General features: G+C 70.1%; 15 protein-coding genes and 1 pseudogene. 9 read left to right on the forward strand and 7 right to left on the reverse strand.

The genetic code is table 11. The features are described 5' to 3' along the window. Positions 1–2,430 carry a protein kinase domain-containing protein gene (locus N7925_RS00255; protein ID WP_331615078.1) on the reverse strand — a complete coding sequence of 810 codons (2,430 nt, stop codon included), beginning with the start codon at positions 2,428–2,430 and terminating at the stop codon, positions 1–3. A 166-nt stretch (positions 2,431–2,596) separates the two neighbouring features. Between N7925_RS00255 and N7925_RS00260 the strand changes: the two genes are divergently transcribed. Further along, positions 2,597–3,172, forward strand: coding sequence for a hypothetical protein (locus N7925_RS00260; protein WP_274342642.1), 576 nt, complete (start codon positions 2,597–2,599; stop codon positions 3,170–3,172). Between the two features lie 253 nt (positions 3,173–3,425). On the opposite strand, the gene N7925_RS00265 is transcribed toward N7925_RS00260, so the two are convergent. After that, positions 3,426–3,707 (reverse strand): hypothetical protein, encoded by a 282-nt coding sequence (locus N7925_RS00265; protein WP_274342643.1) that lies wholly within the window; start codon positions 3,705–3,707, stop codon positions 3,426–3,428. 1,233 nt (positions 3,708–4,940) lie between these two features. Here N7925_RS00265 and N7925_RS00270 point away from each other — a divergent pair. Together N7925_RS00270 and N7925_RS00275 are read left to right on the forward strand one after the other, a co-directional pair. Then, on the forward strand, positions 4,941–5,540 hold the full coding sequence (locus N7925_RS00270; protein ID WP_265597453.1) for a hypothetical protein: 600 nt from the start codon (positions 4,941–4,943) through the stop codon (positions 5,538–5,540). Between the two features lie 177 nt (positions 5,541–5,717). Beyond that, positions 5,718–6,035 (forward strand): hypothetical protein, encoded by a 318-nt coding sequence (locus N7925_RS00275; protein ID WP_265597454.1) that lies wholly within the window; start codon positions 5,718–5,720, stop codon positions 6,033–6,035. Between the two features lie 34 nt (positions 6,036–6,069). Here the strand turns inward: N7925_RS00275 and N7925_RS00280 are convergent. Continuing rightward, positions 6,070–6,390 (reverse strand): annotated as a pseudogene (locus N7925_RS00280) (transposase); the annotation flags it as partial. 39 nt (positions 6,391–6,429) lie between these two features. Between N7925_RS00280 and N7925_RS00285 the strand changes: the two are divergent. The 5 genes from N7925_RS00285 to N7925_RS00305 all read left to right on the forward strand — a co-directional run bounded on the left by N7925_RS00285 (position 6,430) and on the right by N7925_RS00305 (position 9,733). Next, positions 6,430–6,747: a thioesterase II family protein gene (locus N7925_RS00285; protein WP_274342644.1), complete on the forward strand. Its 318-nt coding sequence runs from the start codon at positions 6,430–6,432 to the stop codon at positions 6,745–6,747. Between the two features lie 41 nt (positions 6,748–6,788). Beyond that, entirely contained in the window at positions 6,789–6,914 is a 126-nt protein-coding gene (locus tag N7925_RS00290) for a hypothetical protein (protein WP_274342645.1), read from the forward strand. Between the two features lie 351 nt (positions 6,915–7,265). Next, positions 7,266–8,297 (forward strand): endonuclease/exonuclease/phosphatase family protein, encoded by a 1,032-nt coding sequence (locus tag N7925_RS00295; RefSeq protein WP_274342646.1) that lies wholly within the window; start codon positions 7,266–7,268, stop codon positions 8,295–8,297. 212 nt (positions 8,298–8,509) lie between these two features. Continuing rightward, complete coding sequence (locus tag N7925_RS00300; RefSeq protein WP_274342647.1) at positions 8,510–8,926, forward strand: ester cyclase; 417 nt, start codon at positions 8,510–8,512, stop codon at positions 8,924–8,926. Between the two features lie 15 nt (positions 8,927–8,941). Continuing rightward, positions 8,942–9,733 (forward strand): alpha/beta fold hydrolase, encoded by a 792-nt coding sequence (locus tag N7925_RS00305; protein WP_274342648.1) that lies wholly within the window; start codon positions 8,942–8,944, stop codon positions 9,731–9,733. Positions 9,734–9,770: 37 nt separating this feature from the next. Here N7925_RS00305 and N7925_RS00310 read toward each other — a convergent pair whose 3' ends face one another. Continuing rightward, positions 9,771–10,682 (reverse strand): EamA family transporter, encoded by a 912-nt coding sequence (locus N7925_RS00310; RefSeq protein WP_331615087.1) that lies wholly within the window; start codon positions 10,680–10,682, stop codon positions 9,771–9,773. Positions 10,683–10,751: 69 nt separating this feature from the next. On the opposite strand from N7925_RS00310, the gene N7925_RS00315 reads away from it, so the two are divergent. Continuing rightward, entirely contained in the window at positions 10,752–11,654 is a 903-nt protein-coding gene (locus tag N7925_RS00315; RefSeq protein WP_265597459.1) for a LysR family transcriptional regulator, read from the forward strand. 39 nt (positions 11,655–11,693) lie between these two features. Here N7925_RS00315 and N7925_RS00320 read toward each other — a convergent pair whose 3' ends face one another. From N7925_RS00320 to N7925_RS00330, 3 genes are read right to left on the reverse strand one after another with little or no spacing between them, the layout of a single operon-like run. Next, positions 11,694–12,368, reverse strand: a complete 675-nt coding sequence (locus tag N7925_RS00320; protein ID WP_274346373.1) for a response regulator — start codon at positions 12,366–12,368, stop codon at positions 11,694–11,696. A 1-nt stretch (position 12,369) separates the two neighbouring features. Then, on the reverse strand, positions 12,370–13,554 hold the full coding sequence (locus N7925_RS00325) for a sensor histidine kinase (protein WP_274342649.1): 1,185 nt from the start codon (positions 13,552–13,554) through the stop codon (positions 12,370–12,372). A 4-nt stretch (positions 13,555–13,558) separates the two neighbouring features. Continuing rightward, positions 13,559–15,877: an MMPL family transporter gene (locus N7925_RS00330; protein ID WP_274342650.1), complete on the reverse strand. Its 2,319-nt coding sequence runs from the start codon at positions 15,875–15,877 to the stop codon at positions 13,559–13,561. Positions 15,878–15,921 lie beyond the last annotated feature (44 nt).

Consider the following 15,921-nt stretch of genomic DNA (forward strand, 5'->3'; position numbering starts at 1 on the left):
CTACTCCGGCAGGGGTACGGAGACGACGGTCCCCTTGTCGTAGACGATCAGGAGGGCGTTCCCCAGCGGGATCATGACGGGCGGTCTGATCTCCCGCGCCAGGTTGGTTCCGCCCATGGGGTCGTACCGGTCCTCCGGGCGCGGGCCGGGCGCCCCTTTCACCGGCACCACATGTTCCCGCCCGGGACGCCCGCCCGCCGTCAACGGAATGATGCGCAGGGCCGAATGGTCCGCGTACAGGAGAGCATCACCGACGATCATCGGATCGGTGAACTCTTGGCCCTGGCCGGCCGGCCCGAGGAAGGAGCTCACGCCGGGCCGGAGCGGATACCGGCCGCGCTCCGCGCCGGTGCGCGGATCGAGCAGGACTACTGCCGGAGTCGTCATCCCCTCCTCCGTCTCCATCGTTCCGGAGCCCGGGTCGAGGACGACAGCGGCCCGGTCGTCGACGGCGGCGAGCCGGGCGAGTTCCCCCATCGGCGGCCCCTTCGGCGATATCGGCCGACCGGCCGGCTGGAGGGTGACGGCGTCGAGCCGGTGCAGGAGCAGGCGGCCGGGGCCGGTGTCCTGGCCCTTCCGGTGAGAGCAGAACGCGGTCCGTCCCGCGACCGCCAGCACGTCGCACTCCTTGGCCTCGCTCCTCACCTGGCCGCGTGCGGCGCCTGTACGCCCGTCGTAGGAAACGAGGCCGCCGTTGCTCAGCGCGTAGATCAGACCGTCGGCGTACGCGACGGGCTCGAAGTCCCGCATGTGGGCACGGCTGAGCTCCTCCGTGGCGAGAGTCCTCGTCCAGAGCTTTCGGCCGTCCGACAGGGCGAAGGCCGTCATCGCGAAGTGGGGAGTGGCGCTGGACGCCGCCTTCTTCTGCGGGGTCACCGCGAACACCATGCCGTCGCCGACCAGCGGACGGGACCGGGCGGCGAGCGCACCCGTCGCTTCCCGCTCCCAGCGGAGCTTCCCGGTGCGCGCCTCGCGTATCTGGAGCCAGCCGTCTGTGCTGAGGACGACGTACCGGCCGTGGACTGTCGGCTGGGTGCTCCCTGCCGGGTAGACGGTGGAGCCCGTCGGACTGATGGAGGCGTACGTGTCGGGGTCGTACCGGCCGATGGTCCACAGCGTCCGCCCCCGGGCGGGATCCAGCGCGGTATAAGTGCCGTCCGTGAGTCGGCAGACGAGCACCTCCGCCCCGGCGGCGCAGCCCATCGCGGGCCCTGCGAGCCCGGCGCGCCACGGCCGCCATCCTGCCGGGGTGCCACGGGGGCCCGGCGGCAGGACGCGGGAGGAATCGGCCGTGCCACGGTCGTCGACACCGGCCGGCTGCGCCACGCCACCCGGTTGGGCCGGGGCTGGGTCCGTACCTCCCCCCTCGGGACCGGCCCGCCACAGCCAGATACCCGTGCCGGCCACCGACACCAGCGCGAGGGTCAGGGCCAGGGCCGCCCGCCGCCTCCGGCACCCGTTCCATGCCTCCGGAAATCGGGGCACGACCTCGTCCTGCGCTTCCGGAGGCCCTGGAGCAAGGAGAGGCGCCTCCCGTGCGCACACCTCCCTGGCCTCCCGCCGGTACTCCTCAATATGCTCCTGTACGGGGTTCGGCCAGCCGGCCCACCGGGCGTCTGCGCCCCACCACTCCACCAGTTCCTCGGGCCGGGGGCGGCGGTCCGGAATCGGGTCCAGACAGCGCCCGATGGCGTCCCTGAGCCCGTCGGGCACCGCGTCGAGCGCTGGGAGCCCTGCGGAGATCCGGTGCTGTACGGCGGCGGCCGGTCCGCTGCCGAACGGCTTCGCACCGGTCGCCGCGAAGCACAGCAGCGCGCCCAGGCTGAACACGTCCGACCGGGGGGTCGCCCCCCGGCTGTTCCGCAGATGCTCCGGGGACATGAAGTCGGGTGTGCCGAGCAGTACATCGCCCTCGCTGGTGGTGGTGCCTCCGGGCGTGCGGGCGAGACCGAAGTCGATGAGGAGCGCCCGGTCGCGGTCAAGTAGCACATTGCCCGGCTTCACATCACGGTGGACGATTCCCACGGCATGCAGTGCCCCAAGGGCCCGAGCGAGATCAGCGCCGAGAGCCCGAACCGCGTCCTCGGGCAGCGGTCCGCCGCGCCGGAGGGCGGCGCCCAGGGTGGGCCCCGCGACATAGCGGGTGGCCAGCCAGGGCGGGTCGGCGTCTGCGTCGGCCGCCACCGGCACGGCGAAACAGGGGCCCCGTACGGTACCGGCCAGGTCCGTCTCCCGCCGGAACCGCTCACGGAAGGAGAGGACGTCTGCCAGATGCGGGCGCATCGTCTTCACAGCCACCAGCGCGTCCGGCCGGTATTCCCCCTCCCGGCAACCGAGATGGACATCGCCCATCCCGCCACCGCCGAGTCGGGCCAGCACCGTATAGGGACCGATCTGCCGCGGGGATGTGACTCCGAGCGCTCTCAGCACGGCCCGCCCCCTTCATGGCCTCCCGCCGACGGGGACGCCAACGTACGCTCTGATCAACCTACCGGACACGGAGGCGAGTTAGCCGACTCTGCAAACGAGTCGCCCGCTTCCGGAAAGGGGACGTGTGGCAGACATCGGGGCACTATATGGAGCGATCGGGGCACTCGTGGGTGCTGGACTCACCGCCCTCGGCGGGGTCTACGGCCCACTGCGGCTGCACCGGCGCCAGTCGCTGAAACAGGAGAGCGAGAAGCTGGCGCTCTGGCGGGAGGCCGAGACCGCCCGCCTACTGCTGATCAGAGTGACGAGCCGGGCCTGGCTCGACGCACTGGACCGTGCCGTCCAGGAACTCGACGCCTGTCGGCCGACGGATCTGGAGCGGTTCGACGAGGAGACCGTGCGGCTGGGCCAGGAGGCGTACAAAGCGGGAATCGATCTGCGGGACGATTCGTTCGAGCTGCCCCGCGAGCTGAGCGCCCCACCCCGGGGCGCCGGGGAGGCGGACGTCCTGGCAGCCGGGACCCGCTCCCGGCTGCTGGGGCATCTACGCGAGAGCAATCGGCTGATCCGGGCCGAGCTCCTGCGCCACTCCGTGGGTGAAGGCACCCTGATGCACACCGTGGACCCGGAGGTCCGCGCGACGCTGGAGCGGACCAGAGAGGCACGGGCGGCGGTGAATAGCCTGCTGCGGGCGCGGCACGGTGAACTCAACGGTGATGCCCAGGGAGTCTTGGAGTGGTGATCGGGGCCGTCCTGACGCTCCGTCCGTTCCAGCGCCGATCGTTCTCGGCGTAGTACTGCAACCGAGCTGACGGGTGGCCTGCCACGCGGTGGACCCAGGCCCGTTGCCCGGCAGCCGGAACCGGCCTGATCAGGGCACCCGATCCAGACCGCCCACCACCGTTCCACGCCGGTGCCCAACCAAGCACCCCAAGGCTAGCGCCCCGCACACCGGACGAACGGCACAGCCATGACGGTGACCAGGACCGCGGCGATCAGCCGGGCGGCCAGGGCACCAGCTCCGGCGACGTCCGCCAGAACAAGTCCGAGGCCGTTGCCGACGCCGAGACCACCGCCACGATCAAGCTGCCGCCCATTGCGCGGCCCATAGCCCCGGAAGCCGTGCGTGCGGATGCGGGATGAGTCGGTGCGGCACCGGAGTCGATCAGAAAGTCCTTCCTCTTGGCGCTCACGGTGAAGGCGATCCGGCCACCGACGTCGGCGGTGCTTTCCAGCCTCGCCCGACCACCACTCAGGAACGTCGTGCGCGCGGACAATCGCCCAGTACACCCATCGGCGCATCGGACTATAGAGGCCGAGCCCGATGCCACGGCACCAACAGGGCCGGATCAGGCAACGTTTGCCCTCTCGACGACGGCGCGTAGGCGTTGGTCGTTGGCGTAGCGGTTTCGCCAAGTGAGGTAGCGGCGGATCATGCTGCTCTGTTGCGTGTGGTCGGCGTGGTCGGTGCCGTCGAGGGCGAGGTAGCGCAGGTCAGTGAACTGGGATTCGATGTGGTTGAGCCAGGAGCCGTTGGCTGGGGTCTATGCCACATCGACGCTATTCGCCGCTGTCCCGGTGCCGACGCGCTGGCACTCCTTCGCGGCCAGGTGCGGAAGAAGTCGCCGCTGACGATCGCGATCCGCACGGTGCAAAATAGAGGCTGCGCAGTTAGCGGCAGAACCGCAGGAACCGCATCCGCTTCTCGACCGGTCTGACGTGGCCGTAGAGCTTGTCCTGGGACAGGTCCAGCGCGGCGGCATGAGCCGTACTCCGCCGTAGCGGTTACAGGTCGCCCGCCACTGACAGGTTCATGGGTTCAGGCGTCGAATGGAGACGTCTTTTCTCGCAAAGCAAGATGCGCAGGCCCTCGTGGCTGATGGCGGACGCCCTCTTCGCCATGCTCCGCGACGAAACCTCCCACGAACCCCAACCCGCCACTGCCAGATGAGGAGGTCGAACCAGTCCCTCAGCCCTCCGGCCGCAACCGCTGACGAGCCGCTTCAAGTCGCCGGTCGTAGTCGGGCGCGAACAGCTCAGGCGGCGCTTTGTCCAACCTCCCGGCGATCCGATGGATCGGCGCCCAGACCGCCGGTTAGTCGACAACACGACTGAGGTCCGTCATATGAAGCTTCTCCAGCCAATGCGGCAATACCAGCGCTTCATCAGCCGTGCGCTCGCTCGTGAATCCGACCACCGCTCATACCCTCCTCTCCGACTCGCCTCACGCCCTCGACCACCCGAACGTACCTGCCGGCCTCCGACCTTGGCTCAGAGCGGGAAGCGCCGCAACCTGAAAGGACGAGTTGCATTCGGCAGAAGTTGCCACCCAGCAACATAGACTCCATTCCTTCGGGGCCTCCACGTATAGACTGTAGACGTTCCATATGCCGAACGCTTTCTCCGCGTTCGGCTTCCTGCCGGTATAGGGCACCTAAGGGCCGTCTTTGGTCCTTTACATGATAGAGTCTTGATGGTTTAGTAGAACGACGCGATAAAAGGGGAATGGCGTGAATACTGAGAAGCTTACGGCTCGGCGTCTTACAGCCGAGGAGACTTCAGCTTTGGGTCCGCAGGACGGCGTCTTCGTCCTGGCGGGTATGGATGGCGTTTCCCCCGACTGCTACGCACCAGCTTTCCTTACGAAACCGGGAAAGAGTTTCGAGGGCGGGTCCTTCATCGTGCGAACGGCATTCGGCGAGGAGATTCACCTCCTTCCGGATAATGCCGAAGAGGGCGGGATCTGGATCGCGGACAAGGCTGGGGAGTCAATCGAGGTTCTCCAGAGTGCCGGCGTTCTTCTGAACCTGGCCCTCTTTGTTCCCGGCGGAAGCAAGGAGTCCTTGGAATCTCTCTATTCCGCGGCCCGGGAAGCATTCGGCGCGGGGATCGTCCAGCGTTGGAGCGAGGAAGTCGTCGAAGTACCGAACGTCAAGGTCGACCTGTACGAGGAGCCCGCCCGGGGACGCAAGAACGCGAACAACCAGAACCGCGACCGCCGCGCCCTGGACATCTTCCCTACGCGAGTACGGTTCCTCGAGCCCAGCGAGGGCTGGAAGTTCGTCGTCGAACCGCACAAGGAGATCATGGACGAGACGCCGACGATCTGACCTGATGGCAGGTTAGCTGCAAACCCGCGGGAGCCCGTCAGTACGCTGACGGGCTCTTCGTCGTGGAGCGGGCGGCCCCTCCGCCCGGCTATAGGAGCCATCTCGTTTGGCGCATGAACATAGGGTTCAGGCTATTGCGGCGCCCATCTGACGTGGAGGCTGGTACATACTCCACGAGTGACTACACCGATAGGCCCCGTGGTCCTCTTCGATGACGACTACCACATGTACGTCCTCCAGGACCGAGCGTCCGCCGAGGCATGGTGGGAGGTGCCCGACGAGTGCGCCTTGGGGTTCGACGCCTTGGCCAGACCGCTGCGTATGACGGGTGAGCCGCATCAGGTCACCCTTGAGCTCAGCGATGATGAATCGGCTGAGGCAGACCTGCGTCGTCTCGTAGCGGACCACTACCAGCGCTTCCTGCCCGGGCAGGCGCCGCCCGAAGGGTCCGATCTTTCGGAGTTCATTGCGGGACTGCCTGTCGAGGGCGCGTAATGCGCATCCGTTCGTCCGATAGCACGCCGCCGAATCAGGAAGTGAGCCTGCGGTAGCAGATGAGAGTGCAGGCGCTGCTGGCGAAGGCGAGGAAGTGGTCGGCTTCGCGTTCGTGGCGGCGGTGAAGGCGGCGGCCTCCGGCGAGCCAGGCCATAGTGCGTTCGACGGTCCAGCGGTGGCGGCCCAGCCGTTGCGAGGACTCGACTCCCTTGCGGGCGATGCGGTGGATGATGCCGCGTTCGCGCAACCATCGACGCAGGTGGGCGTAGCCGTAGCCCTTGTCGGCGTGGTGCTTGCCGGGCTTGCGCCGCCGCCGGCCGCGGCGCGAGCGGACCGGCGGGATGCCCTTCACGAGCGGGATCAGGGGGCGACGGGCAACTCGGTCGACCTGTACGTGCGCCCCTTCCCTCCCGCACCCCAGGCACCGCTCCGGCTGCTCTGCCTCCCGCACGCGCGAGGCTCCGCGAACTGCTTCCACCCGGTCTCCCAACGTCTCACCCCGCGCGTCGAGACCCTGGCCTTGCAGTACCCGGGCAGGCAGGACCGCGGGTACGAACCGTACGTGGAGACGGTGCAGGAACTGGCCGACCACATCGTCGAGGTCATCGACCCGTGGCAGGACGAGCCGCGGCGCTGTTCGGGCACGGTCCGGGGGCCTCGGTCGCCTCGACGAGGTGGCTCCGCGCATGGCCGTGCCCTCGATCCGTGCTGACTACAGAGCCGCTGAAACCTACCGCTACGAGCACCCGCGAGATGACCGTCTACCCCGGCGGCCACTTCCACCTCAACACCCACGCCTCAGCGGTGACCGATAAGATCGCCGCCTGGCCGGCACCCGCCGCAGCCTCGGACGCCGACGCCCGGGCCCCCGCCAAATGATTCCCCTGCACGAACCCAGGCCTTACCCCCACGGCGGTACGCCCGGTATCAGGGCCGCGGTGGGATGCCGTCGTGCCTATGTCCCTGTCCCTCGTCAGGCGCACCTGACGGCTGATCGAATCGCTGGAGAATCATGCGTTTCGGTGTCGAGCCCCCCGAACCCGCAGGCCAGATCGATCGGCCATCCTGGACCTGGCCGGCTTCTCCTCCGGCGATTCCAACGCGCACCGACCCTCGGTCTCGCCGGCACCACGCTGGAACCGGCGGAACCACGCAGCATGCACAGACGTCTCCGTCCGGGATCCGGCCATCGCCTTCAGCCCACCGGGCACGACTCCAGGATGGGAACAAGTGACGCACACGGCTACAGAAACCCCGCCCGCTGAGAGAAGGCGGCGGGCCGGTGGTCGCGGACGGCGATGGGGGCTGCTGGGCTGCGGGGTCGCGCTCATCGCGCCCGCCGCTCTGCTCGTCGTCCGGCTGACAGGACTCGACGCCGGAACACCGCTGGCGATGCCGATCGTGCTCTTTCCCTGGACGACCGTCATCGGTGTACTGGTGCTGTTGCTGATGGCCGCTGTTCCGGCGCTGCGGTCCCGATGGGCCCTGGCCGGCACCGCAGTCCTGGTGATGGCTCACGCGGTCTTGCTGGCCCCGCGGTTCCTCTCCGATGGCCCGCAGGTGCCCGAAGGTGCGGTCGAGCTGCGTGTGGCCACCATCAACACCAACGGTGGCGCCGCCGACGCCAAGGCCGTGGTGCGGCTGGTCCGTACGGAGCGGATCGACGTTCTGGCGGTGCAGCAGATGCCGCCGGGCGGCGTGGAAGCCCTCGACAGGGCGGGCCTGGGCGCGTTGCTGCCGCATCAGGAACTCCACCCCGAGTACGACTCCTCGGTCTACTCACGGCTCCCGCTCGGCGAAGCCGGTACGACGCACGCCGACACCGCCTGGCCCCAGACCGTCGCCGAGGTCACGGTCGGCGGACGTAGCGTGCAGTTCGTGGCGGTGCACACCTACTACCCCCTCGGGAGCCCGGAGCGGTGGACCCGGGACATGGCCGCGCTCACCTCTCTGGCACGGCGCGCGGGCCCGGACACCGTGTTCCTGGGTGATTTCAACGCTTCCCTCGACCATGCTCCGATGCGGGACCTGCTCGCGGCCGGCCTCACGGACACGCATGCCGAGCTCGGCCACGGGTGGGCGCCCACGTGGCCCGTCGGCCGTGCCCTCGTCCCACCCGTGGTCCAGCTGGATCACGTCCTGCACGGTCCGGGTCTCGCAGGAGTCTCGGTGGGCGAGCGAACCGTGCCGGGCACCGATCATCGAGCCGTCGTCGCGGTGCTGGCGCTGCTGCCGGAGAAGGACCGGGAACGGAGTCGATAGTCGTGCGTCCCGGTTCCGCGGTGTGCGCCGTCGGTACGCTGATCGGTGCCCCGCGTCAGCGCGGCGTCGAGAGGCCGCTGAAGGGAGCAGGCGCAGCGCGGCCGGCATCCTGCGCGGAGCTCCGCTCCGATTCGACCGGGCAGCCCAGAAACCCGCCGGGCAGAGGGTGAAGAGGCACGGCCGGACCGGTGAGGGGAGGTAGGAACGGGGTCATGGACACCAAATCGCTTGCCCGCCGGTTTCTGGAAGAGTCAGCAGAAGACGACCGCGAGTCCGTCTACGCACACCACTGCACAGCCGACTACGCCGAGCACGACCCCAACATGGAGCAGGAGACCGTGGGCCTCGCGGAGGCCAGGCGTTCGTACCGAGAGGTCCGCGAGGCCTTCGAAGTCACCCACACCGCGCAGAGCTTGGTGGCCGAAGGTGATCTCGTCTGTTCCCGATTCGTCATCCACGGCCGCCACACCGGTGACTACCGGGGGAACCCGCCCAGCGGCAGAGCGTTCGAGACGACCGGTCACGTCACCTTGCGGTTCCAGCAGGGCCGGATCGCCGAGAGCTGGTTCAACTACGACCTGGCCGGCGCGCTCGAACAGGTCGGTGCTCCCCCGGCCACCGGCCTATGAGGAGTGAGGACGCGTATGCCGCACACGACGACGCCCGACGGGGTCGGTATCGCCTATCAGGTCCAGGGCGACCGGGCTGCTCCCCTGCTCCTCCTGGCGGGGCAGGCCAACAACCACCACTGGTGGGACTCGGTGCGCGGCGACTTCCACGGCGTCCGCAGCACCATCACGTTCGACTACCGGGGCACGGGGGAGAGCGACAAGCCCGATCTGCCCTACAAAACCGAGCTGTTCGCCCTGGACGTGATCGCGGTGCTCGACGCCCTCGGTATCGAGCGGGCCGATGTCTACGGGACGTCCATGGGCGGGCGGGTGGCCCAGCAGCTCGCGGCGCGCCATCCCGAACGTGTACGCGCCCTGGTGCTCGGGTGCACATCGCCCGGTGGCCCGCACGCCGTCGAACGCACCAACGACGTGCGCAGGTCCCTGGTGCAGACGCGACCGGGTGCGGCGCGGCGGGCCCTGCTGGAGCTGATGTACACCCCTGCCTGGCTGGCGGCGAACCCCGGACCGTACCGGACGCTCGGTGACCCCGGCATGCCCGCCCACGCCCAACGGCGCCATCTCGCGGCCAGTAACCAGCACGACGCGTGGCAGCTGCTGCCGGTTATCGGCGCGCCCACTCTCGTCGTGCACGGCACCGATGACCTGCTCAACCCGGCCGCCAACGCTGCCCTGCTCGCGGAACGTGTCCCCGGCGCCCGTCTGCACCTGATCCCCGGAGCGCGGCACGCCTACTTCGAGGAGTTCCGCGCCGTCGCGAGCCCGCTCGTCCTGGACTTCCTCACCACCGTCACGCAGCGGTAGGTACGGGCCGGACGCGCGGTGGACGTCGACGTGATCTTCATGGGGTTCCCCGGCGTGCGGTGGACACGGCAGCGGTGTTCGCGGCGACGATCACCGCGATGGCCAGCCAGGCGGGGACATCGAGCCGCTGCCCGAGAACGACGAGGCCGACCAGGGCGGCGAAGACCGGGTTGACGCTCATGAACACGCCGAAGAAGTGCGCCGGGACACGGCGCAGCGCCAGCAGGTCGGCCAGGAACGGCACCGCCGAGGAGAGCACCCCGGCGACGAGGGCGCAGCCCAGTGCGGTGGGCGTGGGCGGGTGATGCCACAGCACCCAGGCGCCGACGGGCAGGTAGAGCACAGCGGAGACGATCGCCGCGGCGGCCGAGCCCTCCAGGCCGGGGAGACGGATTCCGACCGTCCGGTTGAGCAGAATGTAACAGGCCCAGCAGGCCGCCGCCAGGAGGGCCAGGCCGATGCCCAGGTAGTCGGTGGAGGGCGTGGGGCGCATGAGAACGGCCACCGCGCCCGCGGCTGCTCCGGCGGCGGCCAGGTCGATCCGGCGGCGGGAGCCGGCCAGGGCGACGGTCAGCGGGCCGAGGAACTCCAGCGTGACGGCCAGCCCGAGGCCGATTCTGTCGATCGCCATGTACAGGGAGAGGTTCATCCCGGCGAACACCAGGGCGAGGCCCAGGACGGGACGCCACTGCGCGGCGGTGAAGTGCCGCAGCCGTGGCCGGCCGACGGCGCCGAGGATGACGGCGGCCACCCACTGGCGTACCGCCACCACCCCCGCGGGCCCGATCACCGGGAAGGCGAGCGCCGCGACGGAGGCGCCCGTCTGGTTGGACAGGCCGCTGCCCAGCATCAGCGCCACACCGGCTCCCCGCCCCGCGCCCCGTGGCGGCGCCGCCCCGTCGGCTCCGGTCGGGCGGGGCGTCGAGGCCGGAGAGGTATCGGTTTTCATGCCACCGACGATGGGAGAGCCATGCCCCTGCGCAAAATGCATCCGCGCACGTATCTATACGATGGGCGTATGGATGGGTCGGGAGGCACAGCGGGTGCGCTGGAGCTGAAGCAGCTCCGGTGTCTGGTCGCCATCGTGGACACCGGCAGTTTCACCGACGCCGGCCACGCACTCGGTATGTCGCAGGCCGCCGTCTCCCGGACCCTCGCCGGCCTCGAAAGCCTCCTCGGGGTACGGCTGCTGAGCCGCACCAGTCGCAGCGTCGCCCCCACCGCCGCGGGAGTTCGGGCGCTGGCCCGCGCCCGCATCGTGCTCGCCGGCACCGAGGAATTCGTCCGCGAGGCCACCACCGGGCACACCCGCCTGCACATCGGGCACGCCTGGTCCGCCTTCGGCCGGCACACCACCGAGTTCCAGCGCCGCTGGCACGAACAGCACCCCGGGACCGACCTGCGCCTCATCCGTCACAACACCCCTACCGGCGGCCTCGCCGAGGGGCTGTGCGACCTCGCCGTCATCCGTGCTCCGATCGACCTCAAGCCGTGGTCCCACGCCCGGATCGGCACCGAGGCCCGCTACGTGGCCATGGCGTCCGACGACCCATGGGCCCGCCGCCGCGGTATCCGCCTGGACGAGATCCCGACCCGTACCCTGGCCATCGACCACCGCACCGGCACCACCGCTCTGGATCTGTGGCCGGAGCAGGACCGGCCGAGGGTCGAGTTCACCCAGGACATCGACGACTGGCTGGCCGCCATCGCCACCGGCCGCTGCGTCGGGATCACGCCTCGGGCCACCGCCGCCCAGTACCGTCGTGACGGCATCACCTACCGCCCTCTCCGGGGCGCCGGCCCGGTCACCGTCCACCTCATCTGGCGCGCCCACACCACCCACCCCGCCACGCACACCGCGATCGCCCTCGCCAGCGGCCTCTACCGCGAGGACCGCCCCGGCGCGCGCCCGCGCGGATGACCCGCCAGGAGCGGGGGCAGGCACCGGCCGGGAAGGAGGTCAGGCGCCTTCCGCTCTCCCCCGGGGGCCTGCGAGCAGACCGAGCTCCAGTGCCTTGACCACCGCGTGCGTACGGTCGGCGACGTCGAGTTTGGCGAAGACCCTCAGCAGATGCGTTTTCACGGTCGCCTCCGCGATGACCAGCCGGCGGCCGATCTCCCCGTTGGACAGCCCGTCCGCCACCGCGCCCAGCACATCCACCTCCCGGGGCGTCAGCGTCACCGGCGTCGGCCGTCGCATCCGGGCCACCAGCCGCGCCGCGACGCGCGGAGCCAGCACGGTCTCGCCGCGGGACGCGGCGTGGACGGCCTCCACCAGCTGCTCGCGGGTGGCGTCCTTCAGCAGGTAGCCGATGGCGCCTGCCTCGACGGCGCGCTCGATCTCGGCGTCGGTCTCGTACGTGGTCAGGATCAGCACACGGGTCCGGGCGGGCCCGGCGACGACCTCCGTCGTGGCGCTCGTCCCGTCGAGGACGGGCATCCGCAGGTCCATCAGCACCACGTCCGGCTCCAGCTGTTCGACGAGACCGACGGCCGCCCGCCCGTCTTCGGCCTCGCCGACGATCTCGATGGTGGGTTCGTTCGCCAGCAGGGCGACGACCCCGGCACGCATCACCGTGTGGTCGTCCGCCACGAGGATCCGGAGCTTCTTCTCCGCTGTCGGCCCGTGTGACATCTCAGCCCTGCCCATCGGTGGGAATCATGGCCAGGACGCGGGTGCCGTCGCCGAGCGAGCTGGTGACGGTGAGCTCGCCGCCGAGCTCGGCCAGGCGCTTGCGCATTCCGTGCAGCCCGAAGCCATGGGAGTCCTCCGTCACGAAGCCCGCGCCGTCGTCGGTGATCTCCAGCTCGATCCCGTACGGCTGCGCGGTGAGGACCACCTCCACGGTGGAGGCCGCCGCGTGCTTGCGTATGTTGGCGAGGGACTCCTGGGTGCAGCGCAGGAGAGCGATGCGGGTCTGCTGGTCGCAGGTGACGTCCGGCAGTTCGGAGGTGACACCGGTCCCGGTGTCCTCGGCGAACCGGTCCAGGGTCCGTCGCAGGGTGTCCGCCACCGAGCCGGCGGCGACACCGCTCGCCGGGGCCGAGCCGACGAGGACGCGCGCCTCGGCGAGGTTCTCGCGCGCGGTGTTCTCGATCGCGAGCAGGTGCTTCCCGCTCCTGCCCGGGTCGGTGGCCAGACCGGATCTGGCCGCCTCCGCGAGCACGATGATGGACGCGAATCCCTGGGCGAGCGTGTCGTGGATCTCCCGCGCGAGACGTTCGCGCTCGTCCGCCGCTCCCTGGCGGTGGTGTGCCTCGATGAGCCGGAGCCGTGCTTCCTCCAGTTCGGCGCTCAGCCGACGGGCTCGCTCGTCGGCGTCCTCGGTGATGTGGCGCACCCCCAGACCGATGAGCACGCCGGCCGCGTACCCGATGAGCGTGGAGATCACGTTGCCGGTGAAGAACTCTCCGTCCCAGCCCTGCCGTACGACGTTGCCGGCGACAACCCCCGCCGCGGCGACGCCGCTGAGTGCGATCGCGGCGCGCGCGCTCGTGGTGTAGATCCAGAAGTGCGGCAGTGTCACCACGAAGAGCGCCGCGCTGCCGTCGAGCAGGTACGACATGGCTCCGAGGCCCACGACGAGTACGTACAGGTAGGGGCGGGGGCGCAGGGCGGGGTTGCCGGGGAACAGCCCCACCGCGCCGTACGAGAGGGCGAGCGCGGCCAGCAGCCCCAGCACCGGGTAGCGCGTCGTCCCGGGTGCGTCGGCGACCGCGAGGGCCGGCGGGACCACGCCCAGCAGCACCCAGAAGACGGCGTTCCACCGGTGCAGTGAGGGTACGGTCAACGCGGTGTCGGGCTGCGGCCGTTGGTTCACCGCGTCAGCCTACTTCCGCCAGGGGCCCGGCGGCGGGTTCCTGCGTCCGTCCGACCCGGCCGGGGCGCCGGGCCGGCCACCAGGCACGCTCGCCGAGGAGCAACAGCACCGACGGCAGGACCATGAGCCGGATGACCACGGCGTCCAGGAGGACGGCCACGGCCAGGCAGAACCCCATCTGCTTCATCTCGGTGAGGTGCAGGGCCACGAACGCGCCGAACACCGTCACCATCACGATCGCCGCGCTGGTCACCACCTTGGCCGACCGGTTGATGCCCTCCACCACTGCCTCACGGGCGGACATGCCGTTCTGCCTGGCCTCCTGGATCCGGCTGACCACGAACACCTGGTAGTCCATCGATAGGCCGAAGAGGATCACCACGAGGAACAGCGGAACCCTGGACGCGATCGCCCCGAGGAAGTCGAAGGCCAGCAGCCCCTCCGCCCACGTCCCCTGGAAGACCAGGACCAGCATGCCGAGCGAGGCACCGGCGGAGAGCAGGTTCAGTACGACGCCGATCGCGCCGATCACCACGGAGCGGAACGCCCACACGGTCATCAGGAAGGTCATCAGCAGCAGGAAGCCGAGGACCAGCGGCAGCTTGTCGCTCTCGTGACTCACGTAGTCGCGGCCCCGTGCGACGTCGCCGCTCACCGCCGTCTCCACGCCGGACAGTCGGCCGACGGTCGCGGGGATGTGGTCCTCGCGGAGGTGGGTGAGCGACGCGATCGCCTCGGCGGAGGGCGCGGGATGGGGGACCGAGAGTTCCAGCACGCTGATCCGGCCGTCGGCCGACGTGCGGACCGTCGGGTGGAAGTGCTCCGGGGATCCGGGATTCGCCGCCGGGTTCGTCAGGTCCTTCGGGTCCACCGGGTCCACCGGGTCCACCGGGTCCACCGGGTTCTTCGCGTTCTTCGCGTTCTTCGGGGCCTGCGCGAAAAGGGGGTCGGCCTGGGCCCGTCGGCCGAGATCCTCCAGCGCGTGCTTCACCCGCGCCGCCTGTTCCGGCGTGGAGCGGGTGACGACCTCGTGGGTGACGAGGAGTTCGGGGAAGCTCTCGGTCAACCGGTCGTAGACACGCATGGCCGGGATGTCGCGGGAGAAGGTGTCCCTGCCCGGGTCGATCAGTTTCAGGCCGAGCGCGGGCACGGCCAGACCGAGCATGACGAGGACCGACAGACACAGGGTGAGGGCGGGGCGGGTCCGGGCCGGGCGCAGCAGAGCGGCGAACACCCGCCCCGTCTCCGGCTTCCCGGCCCGGGCCGGCATGCCGCGCTCCGCCCGGCGGGCGGCCCTGCGGGGAGCGAGGCGGTCGGCACGGCGGCCGATGACGACCAGCAGCGCGGGAAGCACGGTGAGCGAGCTGGCCACCGCGACGGCCACGACGAGGATGGTCCCCGTCGCCAGTGAGGAGAAGATGACGTCCGTGGCCAGATACAGGGTGGCCGTGGAGACGATCACCGCGAGACCCGAGACCACGATGGCCCGGCCCGCTGTCGCCGCTGCCAGCTCCACGAGGGCCTCCGGGCCGAGCCGCCCGTCGGCGCGCGCCCGTTCCTCCCGCTCGCGCTTCAGGTAGAAGAGCGTGTAGTCGACGCCGACCGCCAGACCTATGAGCAGGATGAGGTTCGTCCCGACGCCCGCGTCGGGCATGACGTGCGAAGCGACCATGGACAGTCCGATCGCAGCGGCGATCGAGGAAAGTGCCAGCAGGAGCGGTACACCCGCCATGATCACCGAGCCGAACACGATCAGCAGGGTGATGACGGTGACGGGCAGGCTGATGCGTTCGGAGAGCGCGAGATCCTCATCGCGCTGGTCGTTGACGCCCTTGCTGATGGCGGGGGATCCGGTCTCCTCCACCACCAGGGCGGGGTGGTCGGCGCCCACCGCCGCCGTCTGCTCCAGGAGCGGCACGACGTTCGTCCTGCCTTCCAGCTCCGGGCCGTTCAGGACCACCGAGACGAGCAGGACCTCGCCGTCCTTCGAGCGGACGGGTGCGGCCACGCTCTCCACCTCGGGCAGGGACCGCATCCGCACGGTCACGTCCCGGGCCGCCGCACCGGCCGCTGCCATGTCCAGCTCCCCCGACCTGGCCCGGATCATGATCCGCTCGGTGGGGGAACGCTCCAGTCCGCCCTCGGTCGCCGTCGCCTCGGCGCGTCCCGCCTCGCCGACCCAGAAGTCCTTGGTGGTGGCCTCGTTGGTGCCCAGCGCGATGCCGGCGACGAGGCACAGGACGACGAACGCGAACCAGCCGGCGATCGCCCGCCCGGCGTGCCGGGCGCTCCATCGGGCCATACGTACAGGTAGGTGTCTCATGTCGGAAATCCTGGCCGCAGGGGTGCGGCGCCCGACACCTCCCG

Origin of the sequence: Streptomyces sp. CA-278952 (assembly GCF_028747205.1) — a bacterium.
In the GTDB taxonomy this organism is placed as follows: domain Bacteria; phylum Actinomycetota; class Actinomycetes; order Streptomycetales; family Streptomycetaceae; genus Streptomyces.